The 18,552-nt window shown below is 67.5% G+C and carries 14 protein-coding genes, 1 tRNA gene and 3 pseudogenes; 12 read left to right on the top strand and 6 right to left on the bottom strand.

Translation table 11 applies throughout. The features are described 5' to 3' along the window. The first annotated feature begins 22 nt into the window (after positions 1-22). From ABOZ73_RS09255 to ABOZ73_RS09265, 3 genes and pseudogenes are all read left to right on the top strand, one after another. On the top strand, positions 23-3,280 hold the full coding sequence (locus ABOZ73_RS09255) for an amidohydrolase family protein (RefSeq protein ID WP_369062460.1): 3,258 nt from the start codon (positions 23-25) through the stop codon (positions 3,278-3,280). A gap of 219 nt (positions 3,281-3,499) precedes the next feature. Continuing rightward, positions 3,500-3,681 (top strand): annotated as a pseudogene (locus ABOZ73_RS09260) (DUF1508 domain-containing protein); the annotation flags it as partial. Positions 3,682-3,848: 167 nt separating this feature from the next. After that, entirely contained in the window at positions 3,849-4,871 is a 1,023-nt protein-coding gene (locus ABOZ73_RS09265) for a Tim44 domain-containing protein (protein ID WP_369062461.1), read from the top strand. Positions 4,872-4,979: 108 nt separating this feature from the next. Here ABOZ73_RS09265 and ABOZ73_RS09270 read toward each other — a convergent pair whose 3' ends face one another. The 3 genes from ABOZ73_RS09270 to ABOZ73_RS09280 all read right to left on the bottom strand — a co-directional run bounded on the left by ABOZ73_RS09270 (position 4,980) and on the right by ABOZ73_RS09280 (position 6,461). Beyond that, positions 4,980-5,651 carry an OmpA family protein gene (locus tag ABOZ73_RS09270; RefSeq protein ID WP_369062462.1) on the bottom strand — a complete coding sequence of 224 codons (672 nt, stop codon included), beginning with the start codon at positions 5,649-5,651 and terminating at the stop codon, positions 4,980-4,982. A gap of 139 nt (positions 5,652-5,790) precedes the next feature. Further along, positions 5,791-5,867: transfer RNA gene (locus ABOZ73_RS09275), tRNA-Ala, on the bottom strand. 117 nt (positions 5,868-5,984) lie between these two features. Next, entirely contained in the window at positions 5,985-6,461 is a 477-nt protein-coding gene (locus tag ABOZ73_RS09280) for a TIGR02300 family protein (RefSeq protein WP_369062463.1), read from the bottom strand. A gap of 124 nt (positions 6,462-6,585) precedes the next feature. On the opposite strand from ABOZ73_RS09280, the gene aroA reads away from it, so the two are divergent. The 6 genes and pseudogenes from aroA to ABOZ73_RS09310 all read left to right on the top strand — a co-directional run. Beyond that, a complete protein-coding gene (gene aroA / locus ABOZ73_RS09285; protein WP_369062464.1) occupies positions 6,586-7,911 on the top strand; it encodes a 3-phosphoshikimate 1-carboxyvinyltransferase in 1,326 nt (441 codons plus the stop codon). Between the two features lie 5 nt (positions 7,912-7,916). Then, positions 7,917-8,558 (top strand): (d)CMP kinase, encoded by a 642-nt coding sequence (cmk, locus tag ABOZ73_RS09290; RefSeq protein WP_369062465.1) that lies wholly within the window; start codon positions 7,917-7,919, stop codon positions 8,556-8,558. A gap of 141 nt (positions 8,559-8,699) precedes the next feature. Beyond that, positions 8,700-10,408: pseudogene (gene rpsA / locus ABOZ73_RS09295) on the top strand (30S ribosomal protein S1). A 189-nt stretch (positions 10,409-10,597) separates the two neighbouring features. Further along, the gene (locus ABOZ73_RS09300) at positions 10,598-10,888 is read left to right on the top strand and encodes an integration host factor subunit beta (RefSeq protein ID WP_369062466.1); all 291 of its coding nucleotides are present in this window, start codon (positions 10,598-10,600) and stop codon (positions 10,886-10,888) included. 251 nt (positions 10,889-11,139) lie between these two features. Beyond that, the gene (locus ABOZ73_RS09305; protein WP_369062467.1) at positions 11,140-11,307 is read left to right on the top strand and encodes a hypothetical protein; all 168 of its coding nucleotides are present in this window, start codon (positions 11,140-11,142) and stop codon (positions 11,305-11,307) included. Positions 11,308-11,364: 57 nt separating this feature from the next. After that, positions 11,365-11,472: pseudogene (locus ABOZ73_RS09310) on the top strand (hypothetical protein); the annotation flags it as partial. 85 nt (positions 11,473-11,557) lie between these two features. Here ABOZ73_RS09310 and ABOZ73_RS09315 read toward each other — a convergent pair. Beyond that, positions 11,558-13,546 (bottom strand): TonB-dependent receptor, encoded by a 1,989-nt coding sequence (locus ABOZ73_RS09315; RefSeq protein WP_369062468.1) that lies wholly within the window; start codon positions 13,544-13,546, stop codon positions 11,558-11,560. 134 nt (positions 13,547-13,680) lie between these two features. On the opposite strand from ABOZ73_RS09315, the gene mscL reads away from it, so the two are divergent. Next, a complete protein-coding gene (mscL, locus tag ABOZ73_RS09320; RefSeq protein ID WP_369062469.1) occupies positions 13,681-14,097 on the top strand; it encodes a large-conductance mechanosensitive channel protein MscL in 417 nt (138 codons plus the stop codon). On the opposite strand, the gene ABOZ73_RS09325 is transcribed toward mscL, so the two are convergent. Then, entirely contained in the window at positions 14,094-14,489 is a 396-nt protein-coding gene (locus tag ABOZ73_RS09325; protein ID WP_369057888.1) for a hypothetical protein, read from the bottom strand. The two genes, mscL and ABOZ73_RS09325, sit on opposite strands and share 4 nt — an antisense overlap. Before the next feature lie 161 nt (positions 14,490-14,650). On the opposite strand from ABOZ73_RS09325, the gene ABOZ73_RS09330 reads away from it, so the two are divergent. After that, positions 14,651-16,981, top strand: a complete 2,331-nt coding sequence (locus ABOZ73_RS09330; RefSeq protein ID WP_369057889.1) for a GH92 family glycosyl hydrolase — start codon at positions 14,651-14,653, stop codon at positions 16,979-16,981. Positions 16,982-16,994: 13 nt separating this feature from the next. Further along, entirely contained in the window at positions 16,995-17,189 is a 195-nt protein-coding gene (locus ABOZ73_RS09335; RefSeq protein ID WP_369057890.1) for a hypothetical protein, read from the top strand. Positions 17,190-17,206: 17 nt separating this feature from the next. On the opposite strand, the gene ABOZ73_RS09340 is transcribed toward ABOZ73_RS09335, so the two are convergent. Further along, a complete protein-coding gene (locus tag ABOZ73_RS09340) occupies positions 17,207-18,511 on the bottom strand; it encodes a sugar MFS transporter (protein WP_369057891.1) in 1,305 nt (434 codons plus the stop codon). Positions 18,512-18,552 lie beyond the last annotated feature (41 nt).

The following is an 18,552-nucleotide window of genomic DNA, read 5'->3' on the forward strand; positions in this document are numbered from 1 at the left end:
CCCTCAGTATTCGGGGGGACTTATGAAGCGCCTATTCCTGACAACCGCCGTCGGCATCGCCGCGGCGTTCGCCACCACCGCCATCGCCCAGGACGCCAAGCCGGCCGACAAGCCCAAGTGGGACGTCTCCAATCCCCCCGGCCCGGGCAGGGACGTGAAGATCGACGTCACCTCCGGCACCTGGATGGCCGTGGACGTCAGCCCTGACGGCAAGGAAATCGTCTTCGACCTGCTGGGCGACCTCTATGTGATGCCCATCGCCGGCGGCGAGGCCAAGGCCCTGACCACCGGCGTCGCCTGGGACATGCAGCCCCGATATTCGCCCAACGGCCGCTGGATCGCCTTCACCTCGGACCGCGGCGGCGGCGACAACATCTGGGTCATGGACCGCGACGGGTCGAACCTGAAGCAGGTGTCCAAGGAGACCTTTCGCCTCCTGAACTCCCCGGCCTGGACGCCGGACAGCGAATTCCTGGTCGCCCGCAAGCACTTCACCTCCGGGCGCTCGCTCGGCGCGGGCGAGATGTGGCTTTATCACCGCGGCGGCGGCGACGGCGTGCAACTGACCGAGCGCCGCACCCAGCAGAAGGACACGGGGGAACCGGCCTTCTCGCCCGACGGCCGCTATCTCTATTACAGCGACGAGACCACGCCCGGCGGCGTGTTCGAGTACAGCAAGGATCCCAACTCCCAGCTCTATGTGATCCAGCGCCTGGATCGCCAGAGCGGCGAGACCGAGCCTTTCGTCACCGGCCCCGGCGGCTCGATCCGCCCGACGCCCTCGCCCGACGGCAAGTCGCTGGCCTTCATCCGCCGCGACCGCTTCCAGTCGAAGCTGTACGTCCTCGACATCGAGAGCGGCCGCGAGACCGTGGTCTATGATCACCTCGACCGCGATATGCAGGAGACATGGGCGATCCACGGCGTCTATCCCGGCATCGCCTGGACGCCCGATAACAAGTCCCTGGTCTTCTGGGCCGGCGGCAAGATCAATCGCGTGGACGTCGCCTCCAAGAGCGCCGCGGTGATCCCCTTCCACGTGGCGACCACCCGCCGCGTAGCCGACGCCGTCCGCTTCCCCGTCGAGGTCGCGCCCGACCAGTTCGAGGTGAAGATGACCCGCTGGGCGTCCACCTCGCCGGACGGCAAGAAGGCGGTGTTCGAGGCCCTGGGCCATCTGTGGATCAAGGACGTGTCCGGCGGCGCCGCGCGTCGCCTGACCAAGCAGAACGACCACTTCGAGCTCTATCCGTCCTGGTCGCGCGACAGCCGCTCCATTGTCTACACGACCTGGAACGACAAGGACTTCGGCTCGATCCGCGTGGTCTCAGCCACGGGCGGCGAAGGCCGCAAGGTCACCAGCAAGCCGGGCGACTACGTCGAGCCGGTGTTCTCGCCGGACGGCCAGACCATCGTCTATCGCGCCACCCGCGACGGCTTCCTGATCTCGTCGGTGAACGCCCGCGAGACCGGCCTCTATGCGATCCCGACCAAGGGCGGCGAGGCGACCCAGATCAGCAAGAAGGGCGCCGCCCCGCAGTTCGGCGCCAAGTCCGACCGCGTGTTCTTCATGACCAACGACGGCGACAAGCGCACCCTGCGCTCGGCGACCGTCGCCGGCGGCGACGAGCGCTCGCACCTGACGTCCCAGTGGGCGAGTGAGTTCTCGATCTCTCCGGACGAGAAGTGGCTGGCCTGGACCGAGCGGTTCAACGTCTATGTCGCGCCGTTCGTGGCCTCGTCCAAGACGCTGCAGATGGCCCCCAAGGGCTCGGCCCTGCCGCAGGCCAAGGTCACCCGCGACGCCGGCGAATGGCTGCACTGGTCGGGCGACTCCAAGCGCCTGCAATGGTCACTGGGCAACGAGCTGTTCAGCCGCGACTTGAAGGACAGCTTCGCCTTCGTGGACGGCGCGCCGGCCACCCTGCCCAAGCCGCCGGAAGCCGGCATCAAGCTCGGCTTCATGCAGGCCTATGACAAGCCGACGGGCCGCGTCGCCCTGACCGGCGGCCGCCTGATCACCATGAAAGGCGACGAGGTCATCGAGGACGGCGTCGTCATCTTGAACGGCAACCGCATCGAGGCCGTCGGCCCCCGTGCGTCCGTCTCGGTCCCGGGCGACGCCAAGGTCATCGACATCGCCGGCAAGACCGTGATCCCCGGCCTGATCGACGCCCACTGGCACGGCTCCATGGGCGCCGACGAGATCATCCCGCAGCAGAGCTGGGAGAACTACGCCTCGCTCGGCTACGGCGTGACGACCCTGCACGATCCGTCGAACGACACGACCGAGATCTTCGCCCACAGCGAACTGGGCAAGGCGGGCAGGGTCGTGGCCCCGCGCATCTTCGGCACCGGGCAGATCCTCTACGGGGCGACCACGGCCGGCACGGCGCAGATCGACAGCCTGGACGACGCCCTGGGTCACCTGCGCCGGCTGAAGGCCGCCGGCGCCTGGTCGGTGAAGAGCTACAACCAGCCGCGTCGTGAACAACGCCAGCAGATCATCGAAGCCGCCCGCCAGCTGGGCATGATGGTCACGCCGGAAGGCGGCTCGCTGTACCACATGAACATGAACATGATCGCCGACGGGCACACCACCATCGAGCACTCCGTGCCGGTGGCGAAGATGTACGAGGACGTCGATCAGCTCTGGAGCCAGTCCAAGACCGCCTACACCCCGACCCTGGTCGTGGCCTTCGGCGGCTTCGCGGGCGACCTCTACTGGACCCAGGCCACCGAGGTCTGGAAGGAGCCGATCCTCAACAAGTACGTGCCGCGCCGCCTGATCGACTCCACCACCCGTCGTCCGACCAAGGTGCTGGAGGAGGAGGCCAACCACATCAACGTGGCGCGCGAGGCCAAGGAGCTGAACGACCTGGGCGTGCCCGTGTCGATCGGCGCCCACGGCCAGCGTGAAGGCCTGGGTTCGCACTGGGAGCTGTGGAGCTTTGTCCAAGGCGGCATGAGCAACCACCAGGCGCTCAAGACCGGGACCATCAACCCCGCCCGCGCCCTTGGGATGGACAAGGACCTGGGCTCGCTGGAGGCCGGCAAGCTGGCCGACCTGGTGGTGCTGGACAACAACCCGCTGGAGAACATCCGCAACACCACCTCGATCCGTTACGTGATCGCCAACGGCCGCGTCTATGACGACAACATGGACGAGGTCGGCACGCGGATGCGCAAGCGCATGCCGTTCTGGTTCGCCGAAACCGGCGGCGAGGTATGGAGCGCCGGCGGCCTGACCAACGCCAACACCCATACCCACGAAGACTAAGGGCTCCCAGGAGCCTGCAACGAGACGGCCCCGGAGCGATCCGGGGCCGTTCTCATATGGCGCCGAAGAAAAAGGCCCCGGCCTTGGAGGGCCGGGGCGAAGTCGCAATCATTTGGGGGACACTGCTGAACTAGCTCAACCATAACGGAGCTGAGCCATTCGGGTTCCCGCTCGACGGCGCAATGTTCGAGGGGAAGCGCGTCAGCGCGCTGCCGGGCGATGGGGGACAAGAGGGTCCACAAGTTCGAGATCGACAAAGACAAGGCCGAGGAGCTCCAAGGTCCGGTGCAAGTACGACAGCGAGACCAGGTTCTCGACCGAAGGCTACGCCGCCAAGGCCTCGGCCGAGGACACGAGCGACAGCATCGAGAAGAACGGCCGACGCCCCGGTCGAGGACAGCGGCAGCTCACGGGCCGGCGGAAACAAAAAATCACACAAGGCTCCGCGCCTTGCGCGCAGGGCCTTGGCGCGATGATGCGCATCGGGCGTGGGCGATGCGGGCATGATGGTCGTGCCACCGGCCGCCGACGTCCCTATATAAGCGCTGATGTTCCTAGGGAGTGCGCAATGAAATCTCAGAAATCCAGGCTGATGGCCGTGCTCGGCGTCGCGCTTTGCGTGGGTCTGCTCACCGCCGAGACCGCCGATGCGGCCCGCCGCGGCGGCAGCTTCGGCAGCCGGGGTTCGCGCACCTACCAGGCGCCGCGGACCACGCAGACGGCCCCGCAACAGGCCGCGCCGATCCAGCGCTCCATGACCCAACCGGCCCCCGGCCAGCAGGCCGCCCGTCCTGGCGCCGCGGCGAACCAGGCCGGCGCTCAGGCGCAGCAGCAACAGCGTCGCGGCGGCTTCCTGGGCGGCATGGGCGGCGGGATCCTCGGCGGCCTGCTCGCCGGCGGTCTGATCGGCGCGATGATGGGCAACGGCTTCGGCGCGGGTATGGCCGGCATGGGCGCCATGCTGATGCAGATCGCCATTTTCGCGGGCATCGCGTTCCTGGCGTTCAGCCTGTTCAAGATGTTCCGCCGCCGCCAGCAACCGGCCATGGCCAGCGCTTCGGGCCCGGCCGGCTGGTCGACCAACGCCCGCAGCGGCGACGTCGTCTATCCGGAAGGCTTCGGCCGCGCCCAGCCGCAGGCGGCTCCCGCCTACACCCCCGCCCCGCAGCCGACCGTCGCCACCCACGAGATCGGCGTCACCGGCCAGGACCGCGAGACCTTCGAGCGCCTGCTGATCGAGATCCAGGACGCGTTCGGCCGCGAGGACTACGCCGCCCTGCGCGAGCGCACTACGCCGGAAGTCATGGGCTATCTGGCCGAGGAACTGGGCCAGAACGCCACCGACGGCCGCCGCAACGAGATCAGCAACACCAAGCTGCTTGAAGCCGACGTCGCCGAGGCCTGGCACGAGGAAGGCCGTGACTACGCCACCGCCGCCATGCGCTACGAGTTCGTGGACGTGGTTCGCGACCGCGCCACCGGCGCGGTGCTGGAGGGCGACGCCAGCCAGCCTGTCCAGAAGACCGAGGTCTGGACCTTCGTGCGTCAGGCCGGCGCCCAGTGGAAGCTGTCGGCGATCCAAGAAGTCTGACGCAGCGACCGCGATGACAAACGTAAGGCCCCGCAGTCTCCTGCGGGGCCTTTTTGTCGCGCTTAGTCACGCAAGTCTTCGGCGGTCTGTCTTCGAAATCTGCGTCGATCAGCCGGTGAACGGACGGATTAGAATTTCTACCCGCCGGTTGCGGGCGCGGCCGTCGGGCGTGGTGTTGTCGGCGACCGGCTGGCGAGAGCTGACGCCCGCCACATAGAGCCGCTCGCGCATGACGCCGTGGCTGATCAGATAGGTCGCCACCGATGAAGCGCGACGTTCCGACAAGGGCTGGTTGATCGCGTCGCCGCCGCTGGAGTTGGTGTGGCCGATGACATCGACCATGGAGCGGTCGTACTGGCTCAGCACGCTAGCCACGTCGTCCAGCACCGGCAGGAAGCGGCTGTCCAGGTTCGACTGGTTGGTGGCGAAGGTCACGTCTGAGGGCATGACCAGGATCAGGTTGTCCTTGTCGCGGCGCACGCCGACGCCCGACCCCGAGAGCTGCTGCTCCAGGGCGCGCTGCTGGCGGTCCATGTACTGGCCGATGCCGGCCCCGGCCAGGGCGCCGACGCCGGCGCCGATCAGGGCGTTCTTGCGGCCCTGCTCGCCGCTGTTGGTGTTGGTCAGGTAGCCGAGCAGGGCGCCGCCCAGCGCGCCGGCGATGGCGCCGGTGCCGGTGTTGTTGCGCCGGGGCGTCGAGCTGTACGGATCAGTGGTGGTGCAGGCCGCCGTCAGCATGGCTGCGGCGCCCAGGCTCAGGGCGATGAGCTTCACGCGCATGGGGTTTCCTCCGCCTTGGATGTCCAAGATTCCAAAACGCGAGGCTTATGGTGAAGGTTCCTGGCTGGAAGAAGGCGGCCACCGGAAGGGAGCGGATCCAGAAATGGACAAGGCCCGGACGTTTCCGTCCGGGCCTTGATGGTGGAGCTAAGCGGAGTTCGAACCGCTGACCTCTTGAATGCCATTCAAGCGCTCTACCAGCTGAGCTATAGCCCCAGAACCTTGCGGTTCTCTCGGCGGGTCTGGTGGTCGTCCCCCCGAGCGAGGCGCGGAACCTATTCCGGGAGCTTGATGGGATCAAGCCTCCCGGAAAGATTTTTTGCGCCTCAATTTTTATTGGTCTTCTTCGTCCTCGGAACCGGGGATTCCGTCGATGTCGCCATCCTCGAAATCCTCTTCCTCGTCCTCGAGGAACGGCACGTCTTCGCCCTCTTCCTCGGCGAGGTCCTCGTCCTCGGCGAAGTCGACGCCCAGGTCGTCGCCGCCCGGCGTCGGAGCGCCCGGCTCGACGTCGTCGCCGTCGTCGCTTTCGACGACTTCATCGGCGGCTTCGTCGATTTCCGGAGTTTGGTCGACCTCGTCCTCGAAGCCGTCCTCGCTCTCGGCCTGCTTGGCCTGATCTTCCTTCTCGTCGTCCGTGTCGTAGTCCGGCGTCACGGCGCGAGCGCGCACGCGGCGGCTGCGGATCGCTTCTTCCGGATCGAACTGCTCGCCGCACTTGGGGCAGACAGCCGGGCGCTTGCCCAGGTCGTAGAACTTCGATTGGCAGTTCGGGCAGACTTGTTTTGCGCCGAGTTCGGGATTGGCCAAGGCGGCGATCCTCTAGATAGGGCTTGACGATGAGCGGCGGCTCCCTTGCCACGCGCGGGGGCCGCTGTCAAAAGCAAACCCCTCTCATATCAATACCTTCACGCAAGCTTTAGGGAACCCCGTTTTGGGCACGAACGCCGCTGGACTGAAGAGCGCTCCCGGATCGGCCCTCAACGGCCGCATCCGCATCCCTGGCGACAAGTCGATTTCCCACCGCTCCATGATCCTGGGAGCGCTGGCCTCCGGGACCACCACGGTGGAGGGCCTGCTTGAGGGCGACGACGTCCTGCGCACCGCCGCGGCCATGCAGGCCTTCGGCGCCAAGGTCGAGCGGACCGGCGACAAGGCCTGGCGGATCGAAGGCCAGGGCGGCCTGGCCGAGCCGGTCGACGTCATCGACTGCGGCAACGCCGGCACAGGCGTGCGCCTGATCATGGGCGCGGCGGCGGGCTATCCGATGAGCGCCACCTTTACCGGCGACCAGTCCCTGCGCGGCCGCCCCATGGGCCGGGTGCTCAACCCGCTGGGCGAGATGGGCGCGACCTGGATCGGCCGCGACAAGGGCCGCCTGCCCCTGACACTGCGCGGCGGTGAGTTGAAGGGCCTGTCCTATCGTCTGCCCATGGCCTCGGCCCAGGTGAAGTCGGCTGTGCTGCTGGCCGGCCTGAACGCGACGAGCGACGTGGAGGTCATCGAGCCGGAAGCCACCCGCGACCATACTGAGCGCATGCTGCGCGCCTTCGGGGCGACGGTCGAGGTCGAGGACAGGGATGGCGAGCGCCATATCCGCCTGCCCGCCGGCCAGAAGCTGACCGGAACCCATGTGGACGTGCCGGGCGATCCGTCGTCGGCCGCCTTCCCCATCGTGGCCGCCCTGATCACCCCCGGCTCATCGGTGACGGTGGAGGGCGTCATGCTCAACACCCTGCGCGCCGGCGTGTTCGACACCCTGATCGAGATGGGCTCGGACCTGGTCATCGAGAATCGCCGCATGGCCGGCGGGGAAGAGGTCGGCGACCTGACCGCCCGCCATTCCAGCCTCAAGGGCGTGGTCGTGCCGCCGGAGCGGGCGCCGTCGATGATCGACGAATATCCGATCCTGGCCGTGGCCGCCGCCTTCGCCGAAGGGCCGACCGTCATGCGCGGCATCGGCGAGATGCGCGTAAAGGAAAGCGACCGCATCGCCCTGACCGCCAACGGGCTGAAGGCCTGCGGCGTGCAGGTGGAGGAGGAGCCGGAGGGCATGATCGTCACCGGAACCGGCCAGGCGCCGCGCGGCGGCGGCGTGGTCGTCACCCACGGCGATCACCGCATCGCCATGAGCCACCTGGTCCTTGGCCTGGCCGCCCAGTCGGGCGTGTCGGTGGATGAGCCGGGCATGATCGCCACCTCCTTCCCCGGCTTCGCCGACCTGATGCGCGGCCTGGGCGCCGACATTTCGGAGGCTTAGGGGCCATGGGCTTCGTCATCGCCGTCGACGGCCCCGCCGCCTCGGGCAAGGGCACCATCGCCAGCGTCCTGGCCAAGGACCTGGGCCTGCCGTTCCTCGATACCGGCCTGCTGTACCGGGCCGTGGGCGTGCGCCTGCTGGACCGCGGCGGCGACCTGGACGACGCGGCGGCGGCGGAAGCCTGCGCCCGCGGGCTGGAGCTGTCGGAACTGGAGCGCCCCGAAGTTCGCACCCGCGCCGCCGGCGAAGCTGCCAGCCGCGTGGCGGTGCATGGCGGCGTCCGCGCCGCCCTCTTCGACCTGCAGCGCGACTTCGCCGCCCAGGAGCCGGGCGCAGTCCTGGACGGCCGCGACATCGGCACGGTCATCACCCCAGACGCCCAGGCCAAGCTGTTCGTGACCGCCACGCCGCAGATCCGCGCCGACCGCCGCTGGCGTCAGCTGACCGGCCAGGGCGAGACGGTGACCTACGACGATATCTTGGCCGACATCCGCAAGCGCGACGAACGCGACAGCGGCCGCGACAGCGCTCCCCTAGCCATGGCCGAGGACGCGGTCTTGCTGGACACGTCCGAAAAGACTATAGACGCCGCCATCGATGCGGCCCGCCGTATCGTCGAGGCGGCGCGCGCCAAGGCCGGCATCTAGCCGGACGAGGTCAAATCCAACGCGCCGACCACCGACCGCCGCGGGACATCACTCTTCTCTACAATTCACCCGGACTCCCGAGAACCGCCGGTGTTCGCACCCGTTTTCGGCGTCCCCCAACCCTAAGAGACCAAGATCAGCATGGCTGACGATATGAGCATGAACCCGAGCCGCGACGACTTCGCCGCGCTCCTCGACAACGCCATGGGCGGCCGCGACTTCATGGAAGGCAGCGTCGTTCACGGCAAGATCGTGGGCGTCGAGAAGGACTTCGCGATCGTCGACGTCGGTCTGAAGACCGAAGGCCGCGTTCAGCTGAAGGAATTCGGCCTGGACGAGAACGGCAAGGCGACCGTGAAGGTCGGCGACACCGTCGAAGTGTTCCTGGAGCGCCTCGAAAATGCGATGGGCGAAGCGGTCATCAGCCGTGACAAGGCCCGTCGCGAAGAAGCCTGGACCCGTCTGGAAGGCGTTTACGCCAAGAACGAACCGGTCATGGGCGCCATCGTCGGCCGCGTGAAGGGCGGCTTCACCGTCGACCTGGGCGGCGCTTCGGCCTTCCTGCCGGGCAGCCAAGTCGACATCCGTCCGGTCCGCGACGTCGGCCCGCTGATGGGCAAGGAACAACCCTTCGCGATCCTGAAAATGGACCGTCCGCGCGGCAACATCGTCGTGTCGCGTCGCGCCATCCTGGAAGAAGCCCGCGCCGAGCAGCGCACCGAACTGGTGTCGCAGCTGCAAGAGGGTGAAATCCGCGAAGGCGTGGTCAAGAACATCACCGACTACGGTGCGTTCGTCGACCTGGGCGGCATCGACGGCCTGCTGCACGTCACCGACATGAGCTGGAAGCGCGTTTCGCACCCGAGCCAAGTGCTCGCGGTCGGCGACACCGTGAAGGTCCAGATCGTGAAGATCAATCCGGACACCCAGCGCATCAGCCTCGGCATGAAGCAGCTGCAGTCGGATCCGTGGGATGGCGTTGAAGCCAAGTACCCGGTCGGCGCCAAGTTCACGGGCCGCATCACCAACATCACCGACTACGGCGCCTTCGTGGAGCTGGAAGCCGGCGTTGAAGGCCTGGTGCACGTCTCGGAAATGTCCTGGACCAAGAAGAACGTCCATCCGGGCAAGATCGTCTCCACCTCGCAGGAAGTGGATGTGGTCGTGCTGGACGTCGATCCGTCGAAGCGCCGCGTGTCGCTGGGCCTGAAGCAGGCTCAAGCCAACCCGTGGGACGCCTTCCTGGAAGCCCATCCGGTCGGCTCGAACGTCGAAGGCGAAGTCAAGAACGCCACCGAGTTCGGCCTGTTCATCGGCCTGGACAACGACATCGACGGCATGGTGCACCTGTCGGACATCGACTGGACCGTGCCGGGTGAAGAAGCCATGGCCCGCTACAAGAAGGGCGACGTGGTCAAGGCCCGCGTCCTGGACGTGGACGTCGAGAAGGAACGCATCAGCCTGGGCATCAAGCAGCTCGGCGGCGATCCGATGACCGGCGACACCTACCGCAAGGGCCAGACGGTCACCGTGATCGTGACGGAAGTCACCTCGGGCGGCATCGAAGTTCGCTTCGGCGAAGACGACGCCCCGATGAGCGCCTTCATCCGCAAGTCGGACCTGTCGCGCGACCGTCAAGAGCAGCGCCCGGAGCGTTTCGCCGTCGGCGACCGCATCGACGCTCAAGTGACCAACATCGACAAGGCGGCTCGCCGCGTGTCGCTGTCGATCAAGTCGCTGGAACTGGCCGACGAGAAGGAAGCCATCGAGCAGTTCGGGTCTTCGGACTCGGCGCCTCGCTGGGCGACATCCTCGGCGCGGCTCTGCGCGACAAGGCGACCAAGGACTAATCGTCCTTCAAGCCTGCTGAAGATTGCGGCGGTCCGGGTCTCCCGGGCCGCCGTTTTCGTTTTGGTCACCGCCCCTCATTAAGCCTTTGTCGCACAAGTACTTGAAGACTTACGCCGCCTTGGGCAAAGGTCAGGCCCGCGGGCCGATCAGCGCGTTTTTGTGTTTCGCTTAGCCTGTCGGGGGATGAGATGATCAAGTCGGAGATGATCGCCAAACTTGCTGGCGAAAACCCGCACCTGACCCAGAAGGACATCGAGCGCGTCGTCGGCGTGATCCTCGATCAGATGATCGTCGCCCTGGAAAAGGGCGGCCGCGTCGAGCTGCGCGGTTTCGGCGCCTTCTCCGTGCGTTCGCGCCCCGCCCGCTCGGGCCGAAACCCGCGCACCGGCGAGACCGTCGAGGTCCGCGCCAAGCACGTGCCGTTCTTCAAGAGCGGCAAAGAACTGCGTGCGCGGCTCAACGCCGACGGCGACGAATAGCCCTGCAGTCTGCGCCCAGCCAGTCTGTCCGACTGACGACAGCGCTCTTAGCTCTACCGCAAGCCTAGGCTTCGAGCGCGAGCGCCAGCAGCCGATAGTGCTCCACGACCGGCGGCACGAGCTCCGCTACCGGGCGCCCCCGAACGGTGATCGTGATGCGCCAAAGAGCAGGACGACGCGATGAAGGGCTTCGACCCAATCCGGAGGGTCGAGGGCGACAACATCACAGCGATGATCCAAGAAGGTCGTAAGTGACCTGGGTGCTTGACGCATCGGCCGCCCTCGCCTGGGCGTTCTTAAGGACAGATGCCGCAGAAGCGGATCGTGCCATCGGCTATCTCGATCGTCTGGCGATCCAAAAGGCTCTCGTTCCCGAGCTAGGGCATCTCGAAGTCACAAACGCGCTCGCGACAGCGTAAAGGCGAGATCCAATAACCGCCGCTCGCGCGTATGACTTCCTGGAGCGCCTATCCCATTTGTCCATCCGCACCGAGACGACCAGTTTCGCCAAGCGGCGCCGCCCCTTGCTTGATCTTGCACGGGAGCATGACATGAGCGTCTACGACGCAACCTATCTTAGCCTGGCGATGAGGACGGGGGCCGCGCTCGCGACTTTCGACAGACGGCTGGCCGCGGCCGCGGAGGCGGCAGGCGTCGCCCCCGCCTTGATCAACGCTTCAGAACCATCCCCACTCGTACCAACCGGCCGGGGGCGAAGCTCTCCAAACCATCGGCGCTCTCGACCGTCTCGACCTTGGCGTCGAACAGGTTGTCGGCCGCCACGAACAGACGGGCGTGACGTCCCAGGTCCGCATCCAATCGCACGTCCGTGGTCAGGGCCGAGGACAGGCGACGGGTGTTGAGATCGTCCTCCCACCGCGCGCTCTCATAGCGAAGATCCAGTGACGCGGTCAGGACCGTGTTCATCCGCCATTCGCCGCCGGCCGTGACGGTCCAGCGCGGCGCCTGGGCGGGGCGCTTGCCGGTCAGCTGCGGCGCGGCGGCCGCGCCATTCACCTCGGCGTCCGTACCGGACAGGGCGGCGCGCAGGCGAAGGTCGTCGCCAAAGTCCTTGGACGCTTCGATCTCCATCCCCGAGGCCTCGATATGGCCGACGTTCTGGCGCTGGCGCAGCACCCCGCCCGCCGGGACGAACCCGGCCACGGGGAAGGTCCCCGGACCCGCGCCGATGGTGACATTGGCGATGGCGTCCTCCAGCCGGGTGGCGAAGGCGCTCAGCGACCAGGTCAGGCCCGCCAGATCGCCGCCGACGCCCAGCTCCCCGCCGAACAGGCGCTCAGGCTCCAGGCCGGCGTTGGCCTCGGTGATGTCGTTGCCGACCCGGAAGGGGCGATGCAACTCGTTCAGCGTCGCCGGGCGGAAGCCGGAATAAGCGGCGGCGCGCAGATGCAGCCGATCACTGACGGCGTAGCGCAGGCCGGCCCGGCCGGTGGGCGTCACCCCGTCACGGTCGGCGGGATGTTCGTCCAGTGTCATGGCCCCGGTCTGGATGTCCCGCTCCTGACGCCTGGCGTCGCTAGAGGACCAACGGTCCAGTCGCACGCCTGCCGTCATCAGCAGCGGCCCGTTTTCCCGCCAGGCCTCGCCGTACAGGCCGGCCACCGAGGCCTGCCCGCCCGCCAGGCGCGTGCGGGTGAAGGCGCCGCCCATATTGCGGAAACGCTCTCGGCTCTCGCCTTCGAACAGGCGGCCGTCAATGCCGATCTCCCACCAGGATCCGCGCAGAGCGGCGTTCAGGCCGTAGCCCTGCGCCGGGGTGGCGTACTGGTCGTTGGCGGCGGTCGTGGAGTTGCGGTCGGCGGCGGTGGCCACCGAACCATTGCGCAGATCGCTCTCCACCGCCCAGGCTTGCAGGCGCCAGCCGGGGCGCCCCTCCTGCGCCTGACGGGCGGCGGTGGCGGCCAGGCTCTTGCCGGACGCGACGCTATCGGCCCCGACCAGGCCCGCGCCGCGCTTCTCGCGCCAGCCGGCGACCCGGACGCCCACGGCGACATCGCCGATCTGGTCGCCGAACGCCGCCGACAGGCCCGTGCTTTCCAGTCCGATCGGCACATCCGCCGATCCACGGCGAGGGCCCCGCACCGGCGTCTGGCCGTCGAACCGCTCATAGGCGCCGGACACCAGGAGCCGTCGATCGGCTCCTCGCGCCATGACGGCGGCGCGGCCGTAGCCCTGCCCGCCGCCGGACAGCTCCAGCTGCAGATCATCCTGCGTTCCGTCGGCGGTCTGCAGGCGCACCACGCCGGTCAGCGCGCCGGCGCCATAGGGGCCGGCCCCAGCGCCCCGCACGATCTGCGCGGCGCCGAGGGTCGATGGCTGGACCTGGCTCCAGATCACCCATCCGCCGAACGGGTCGTTGAGCGGCGCGCCGTCCAGGGTGACCAGGGCGCGCCCGGCGCCTGACGGCGCGATGGAGCGCAGCGAAAGACCTTGGGTGGTGGGGTTGGCGATGGCCGAGCCCTGACGTCGGAATAGGGACGCGCCAGGCGCGCTCTTCAAGGCCTCGTCCACCCGGGGACGGGCGTCGAGCAGTCGAGGATCGACCTGGACCGAAGAGAAAACCGCGGCGGCGGGGGCGTCGGGCAGCCGCGGAGCCGTGACCACGACCGCATCAACGGTCGGCGGCGCATCAAACATACTGGTAATCCCCCACACGAACTGGAACGCGTTTGCCGGAACGTTCTCAACGCCCGACCGGTTCAGCCGAGCTTGACCCACCCGCCAGAACCCGGCCAGCCTATAAGACGTCGGGCAAGTTTCAGGAGCCGCCAATGAGCATCATCAAGGAATTTCGCGAATTCATCGCGCGGGGCAACGTCATCGACCTTGCTGTCGGCGTGATCATCGGCGCGGCCTTCAACAGCATCGTGAAAAGCTTGGTGGATCAGGTGGTGATGCCGCCCATCGGTTTGGCGACCGGGGGGCTGGACTTCTCGAAACTGGAATGGGTGCTGCGGTCTGAGAACCCGGCGACCGAAGAGATCGAGAAGGTCGCCATCCAGTACGGGGCCTTCATCAACACCATCATCCAGTTTCTGATCGTCGCCGCGGCGGTGTTCGTGCTGGTGAAGATCGTCAACAGCCTGCGCCGTCAGCACGCCGAAGAGGCCGAGGCCGCGCCGGCGGCTCCGACGCCGACCGAGACGCTGCTGGCGGAAATCCGGGACGAACTGAAGAAGCGCCCCTAACCTTTCGGCGCGTCCGGCAGGGCCAGGACCGGCGGTGGAGCAGGGCTCGCCGCCGGCAGGTCCAGGGCCTTGGGCCCCGGCACGTGAGCTGCGGCGGGCGTCGAGGCGTCCGCCGCCGCCACCGTCTGGGCCGCAGCGCCGCCCTTCTTTTTGTCTTTCTTGCCGCCGAACACCTTGCTGACCAGCCCGCCGGCGCCCTTGCCGATATAGCCGCCGACGATGCCGCCTGCCGCGCCCGCCACAGGGCCCGCCGCCGCGCCGGCGGTGCTGCCCGCAACGCTGCCTACCGTCCCGGCCAGGTTCTGAACCAGGCCGGGCTTCTGCTCGTCCGCGCGGCTGACGCCACCGGTCAGAAGCAGGGCGGCCACGGCTCCGATCATGATCTCTCGCATGGGCGTCTCTCCCATATACGGGGTGATCAACCCTGGGGCGGAGGCGCCCGTTCCAAGCTTGAGCGGCCGCGAGGTGGGCGGCCAAAGCGTCGAACCCTGCTTTCCCAAGGCCTGCCGTCAGCTAAGGTGCGTCGCGAAAATCAGGCGGCGGAGGAAGCGCGATGAAGGCTGGCGGGTTCGTGAAAGGCGTCTGCATCGCCCTGACGCTCACCCTGGGAACAGGCGCCGTCGCCCAGCCCAAGGACCCCGCCGCCTTCGTCGACCCTTTCATCGGCACGGGCGGCTACGGCCACACCTTTCCCGGCGCGACCGTGCCGTTCGGCATGGTTCAGCTGAGCCCCGACACCAAGACCGCCCACTTCGGCAAGGACAGCTATCCGTGGGCCGCCGGCTACCAACACGGCGACCAGACGGTGCTGGGCTTCTCGCACACCCACTTCTCCGGCTCCGGCCACTCGGATCTGGGCGACATCCTGGTCACCGCCATGAGCGGCGAGGCCAGGCTCGATGCGGGTGAAGCCGGGGTCGGCTACCGCTCGCGCATCGACAAGGCCACCGAGACGGCGTCCCCCGGCCATTACGCCGTCGATCTGCTCGACAACGGCGTCAAGGCCGAGCTGACCGCCACCGAGCGGGTCGGCGTTCACCGCTATCGCTTCGCCAAGGCCGGCCCGGGGCACGTGGTCGTCGACCTGCGCCACGCCATCTACGACTACGACGGCAAGGTGCTGTGGTCGCGGCTGCGGCTGCGGCCCGACGGCGCGGTCACCGGCATGCGCGAGACGCGCGGCTGGGCGCCGGCGCGACAGCTCTATTTCGCCATGCGCTTCTCGCGGCCGATCAAGGGCCACAGCTTCCTGAACCGCGAGCAGAACATCCCCTACAACGGCTTCAGGCAGCCCGCCCACGGCAAGCCCGATCCGGATCAGCGCGAAGGCCGCGCCATGGTCGGGTCCCTGGATTTCGGCGACCTGGCGGCCGGCGACGAGGTGATGGTCAAGGTGTCGATCAGCGGCGTCAGCGAGGACAACGCCCTGCTGAACCTGGACACCGAAGTCCCCGCCTGGGACTTCGACGCGGTGAAGACGGCGGCCCGCGCCAGCTGGAACCAGGCGCTATCGGCGGTGGAGATGGAAGCGCCGGCCCAGACCAAGGCCTCGCTCTATTCGGCGCTCTATCACACGCTGATGGGGCCGACCCTGTTCATGGACGTCGACGGCCGTTACCGGGGACCGGACAACGCGGTCCACACGGCCAAGGGCTTCCGCAACCACTCCACCTTCTCCCTGTGGGACACCTATCGGGCCGAGCATCCGCTGCTGACCCTGATCCAGCCGGCCGAGCGCAACGCCGACTTCGTCAATTCCCTGCTGGCGGCGCAGAAAGCCAGCCCCTTTGGCATCCTGCCGGTCTGGTCGTTCCACGGTCAGGAGACCTGGACCATGATCGGCTATCACGCCACGCCGGTGATCGCCGACGCCTGGATGAAGGGTATCCGCGGGTTCGACGGCAAGGCGGCGCTGAAGGCCATGACCGCCAGCGCCGAATATGGCCCCTATGGCGGTCTCGACGAGTACATGGCGCGCGGCTACGTGCCGATCGACAAGTCACCCGAGGGGGCGTCCAAGACGGTCGAGTACGCCTTCGACGACTGGACCATCGCTCGCATGGCCCGCGACCTGGGCGACGCCGAGACCGCCGCCAAGTTCGACAAGCGCGCCGCCTACTGGCGCAATGTGTTCGATGTGAAGACCGGCTTCGTCCGCGCCCGCAAGAGCGACGGGACCTTCCGCGAACCCTTCGATCCCACGGCGATCAACTATGGCTCGGACTACACCGAGGGGAACGCCTGGCAGTACAGCTGGTACGTGCCGCACGACACCGCCGGCCTGATCCGCAACCTGGGCGGCGACGCCAGGCTGGTCGGCAAGCTGGACGCCATGTTCGACTACGACAATTCCAAGCTCGACTACTCCCACGCCGAGGATATCAGCGGCCTGATCGGCCAGTACATCCACGGCAACGAGCCCAGCCACCAGGCGGCCTATCAGTACGTCCACGCCGGCCAGCCCTGGCGCACCCAGGAGCGGCTGAAGCAGATCGTCGAGAGCCAGTACAAGCCCACCCCCGACGGCCTGTCGGGCAATGACGACCTGGGCCAGATGTCGGCCTGGCTGGTGTTCACGGGACTGGGCTTCTACCCGGTCGCGCCAGGTTCGAACGAGTATGTGATCGGCCGCCCGTTCGTGGAGAAGGCGACCCTGAACCTGCCCAACGGCAAGCGCTTCACCATCGTCACCGAAGGGCTGGCCGACGCCAATCGCTACGTCGGCTCGGCCATCCTGAACGGCAAGCCGTTGAAGCGCGCTGTGCTGCGCCACGAGGATATCGTAGCCGGCGGCGAGCTGCGCTTCGTCATGCAGGCGACGCCGAACAAGACCTGGGCGACCGGCAAGGCCGACCGCCCCTATTCAATGTCGCCCTATCGGTAGAGGAGAGGCTGTGATGTCCGACGGACCGAACACCTATCTCGAGGATCAGTCCGCCCTCGCCGAGTTCAAGGCCGGCCCGTTCAGCGGCCGGGCGGAGGTGCACGTCACGCCGGCCGGAATCTTGGCGGTCGCCTGTCTGATGACCGGCATCCTGCTGTCGAGCGCGGCCATCGTCTGGGCCGCCAACGAAAAACGGCGGGCCCGTTAAGGCCCGCCGTCTCCGCATCAGTTGGTGATGGCCGGCGCGGGTTCGACCTCGACCTCGGGCTTGCGCGAGGTCCAGCCGAACAGGGCGATCACCAGGTAGCAGGCGGCCGGCAGCAAGAAGGCCAGGCCCAGGCCGATATGGTCGCCCAGGAAGCCCGTGGCCGGCGGAAGGATGGCCCCGCCGACGATGGCCATGCAGAGCAGGCCGGACGCCGCCGGCATCTTGGTGCCCGTGCCGACCAGGGCGATGGCGAAGATGGTCGGGAACATCACCGAATTGAACAGACCCACCGCGATGATGGCGTAGCCCGCCGAGACGCCGGTGCTGAAGGCCGAGACCGCGATCAGGACCGAGGCCCCGACGGCGCAGAAGGCCAGCACCTTGCCCGGCGACACGCGGGCCAAGACCCACGAGCCGATCAGGCGTCCGACCATCGCGCCGCCCCAGTAGTAGGCGACCATGTGGCCGGCCGACGACAGCGGCAGGGCCAAGGTGTCCGGCTGCGACAGGTAGGTGGTCAGGTAGGTGCCGATCGACACCTCGGCGCCGACATAGAGGAAGATGCACAGCACGGCGAAGGCCAGGCGCTTGCGGCGCAGCAGGCCGAACATCTCGCCCAGGCTGGGGGCCTTTTCCGGCTTGGGCGCGTGGTCATGATTGCGCAGCAGGAAGAAGATCAGGGCCAGCACGGCCAGGACGGCGGCGATGACCATGTAGGGGGCTTGGACCGCCTGGGCCTGGGTATGGCGCAGGGTTTCCAACTGGACCTGGGTCAGGGTCGCCGGGTCCGGCGCCTTCTCGATGTGGCTGAGGATCAGGGCCGAGCCGATGAACGGCGCGATGAAGGTGCCGAAGGAATTTAGGAACTGGGCGAAGGTCAGGCGGCTGGAGGCCGTCTCCGGCTTGCCCAGCATGGTGACGATCGGATTGGCCGCCACCTGCAAGATGGTGATGCCGGAAGCCAGGATGAACAGCGCCGCCAGGAAGCCCCAGAACACGCCGGCGTTGGCGGCGGGGGCGAACAGCAGGCAGCCGACCATCATGATCAGCAGGCCCACGACGATGGAGCGCAGATAGCCCAGCTTGGACAGCAGGGCGCTGGCCGGCAGGGAGATGACGAAATAGCCGAGGAAGAAGGCGAACTGGGTCAGCCCCGCCTCGAAATTGGTGAGGGTGAAGACCGCCTTCAGCGCCGGGGCCAGCAGGTCCACCATGCAGGTGGAGAAGCCCCAGGCGAAAAACAGCACGATCACCCACGGCAGCAGGAATCCGCTTCCGTTCTGAGCGCCCGCCTTCACGGACGCGCCGCCGACTTGAACCATTCGATCCTCCCCGATCATTTTTATTCGCTTTTAGCGGAGCG

The organism is Caulobacter sp. 73W, from assembly GCF_041021955.1.
GTDB lineage: Bacteria > Pseudomonadota > Alphaproteobacteria > Caulobacterales > Caulobacteraceae > Caulobacter.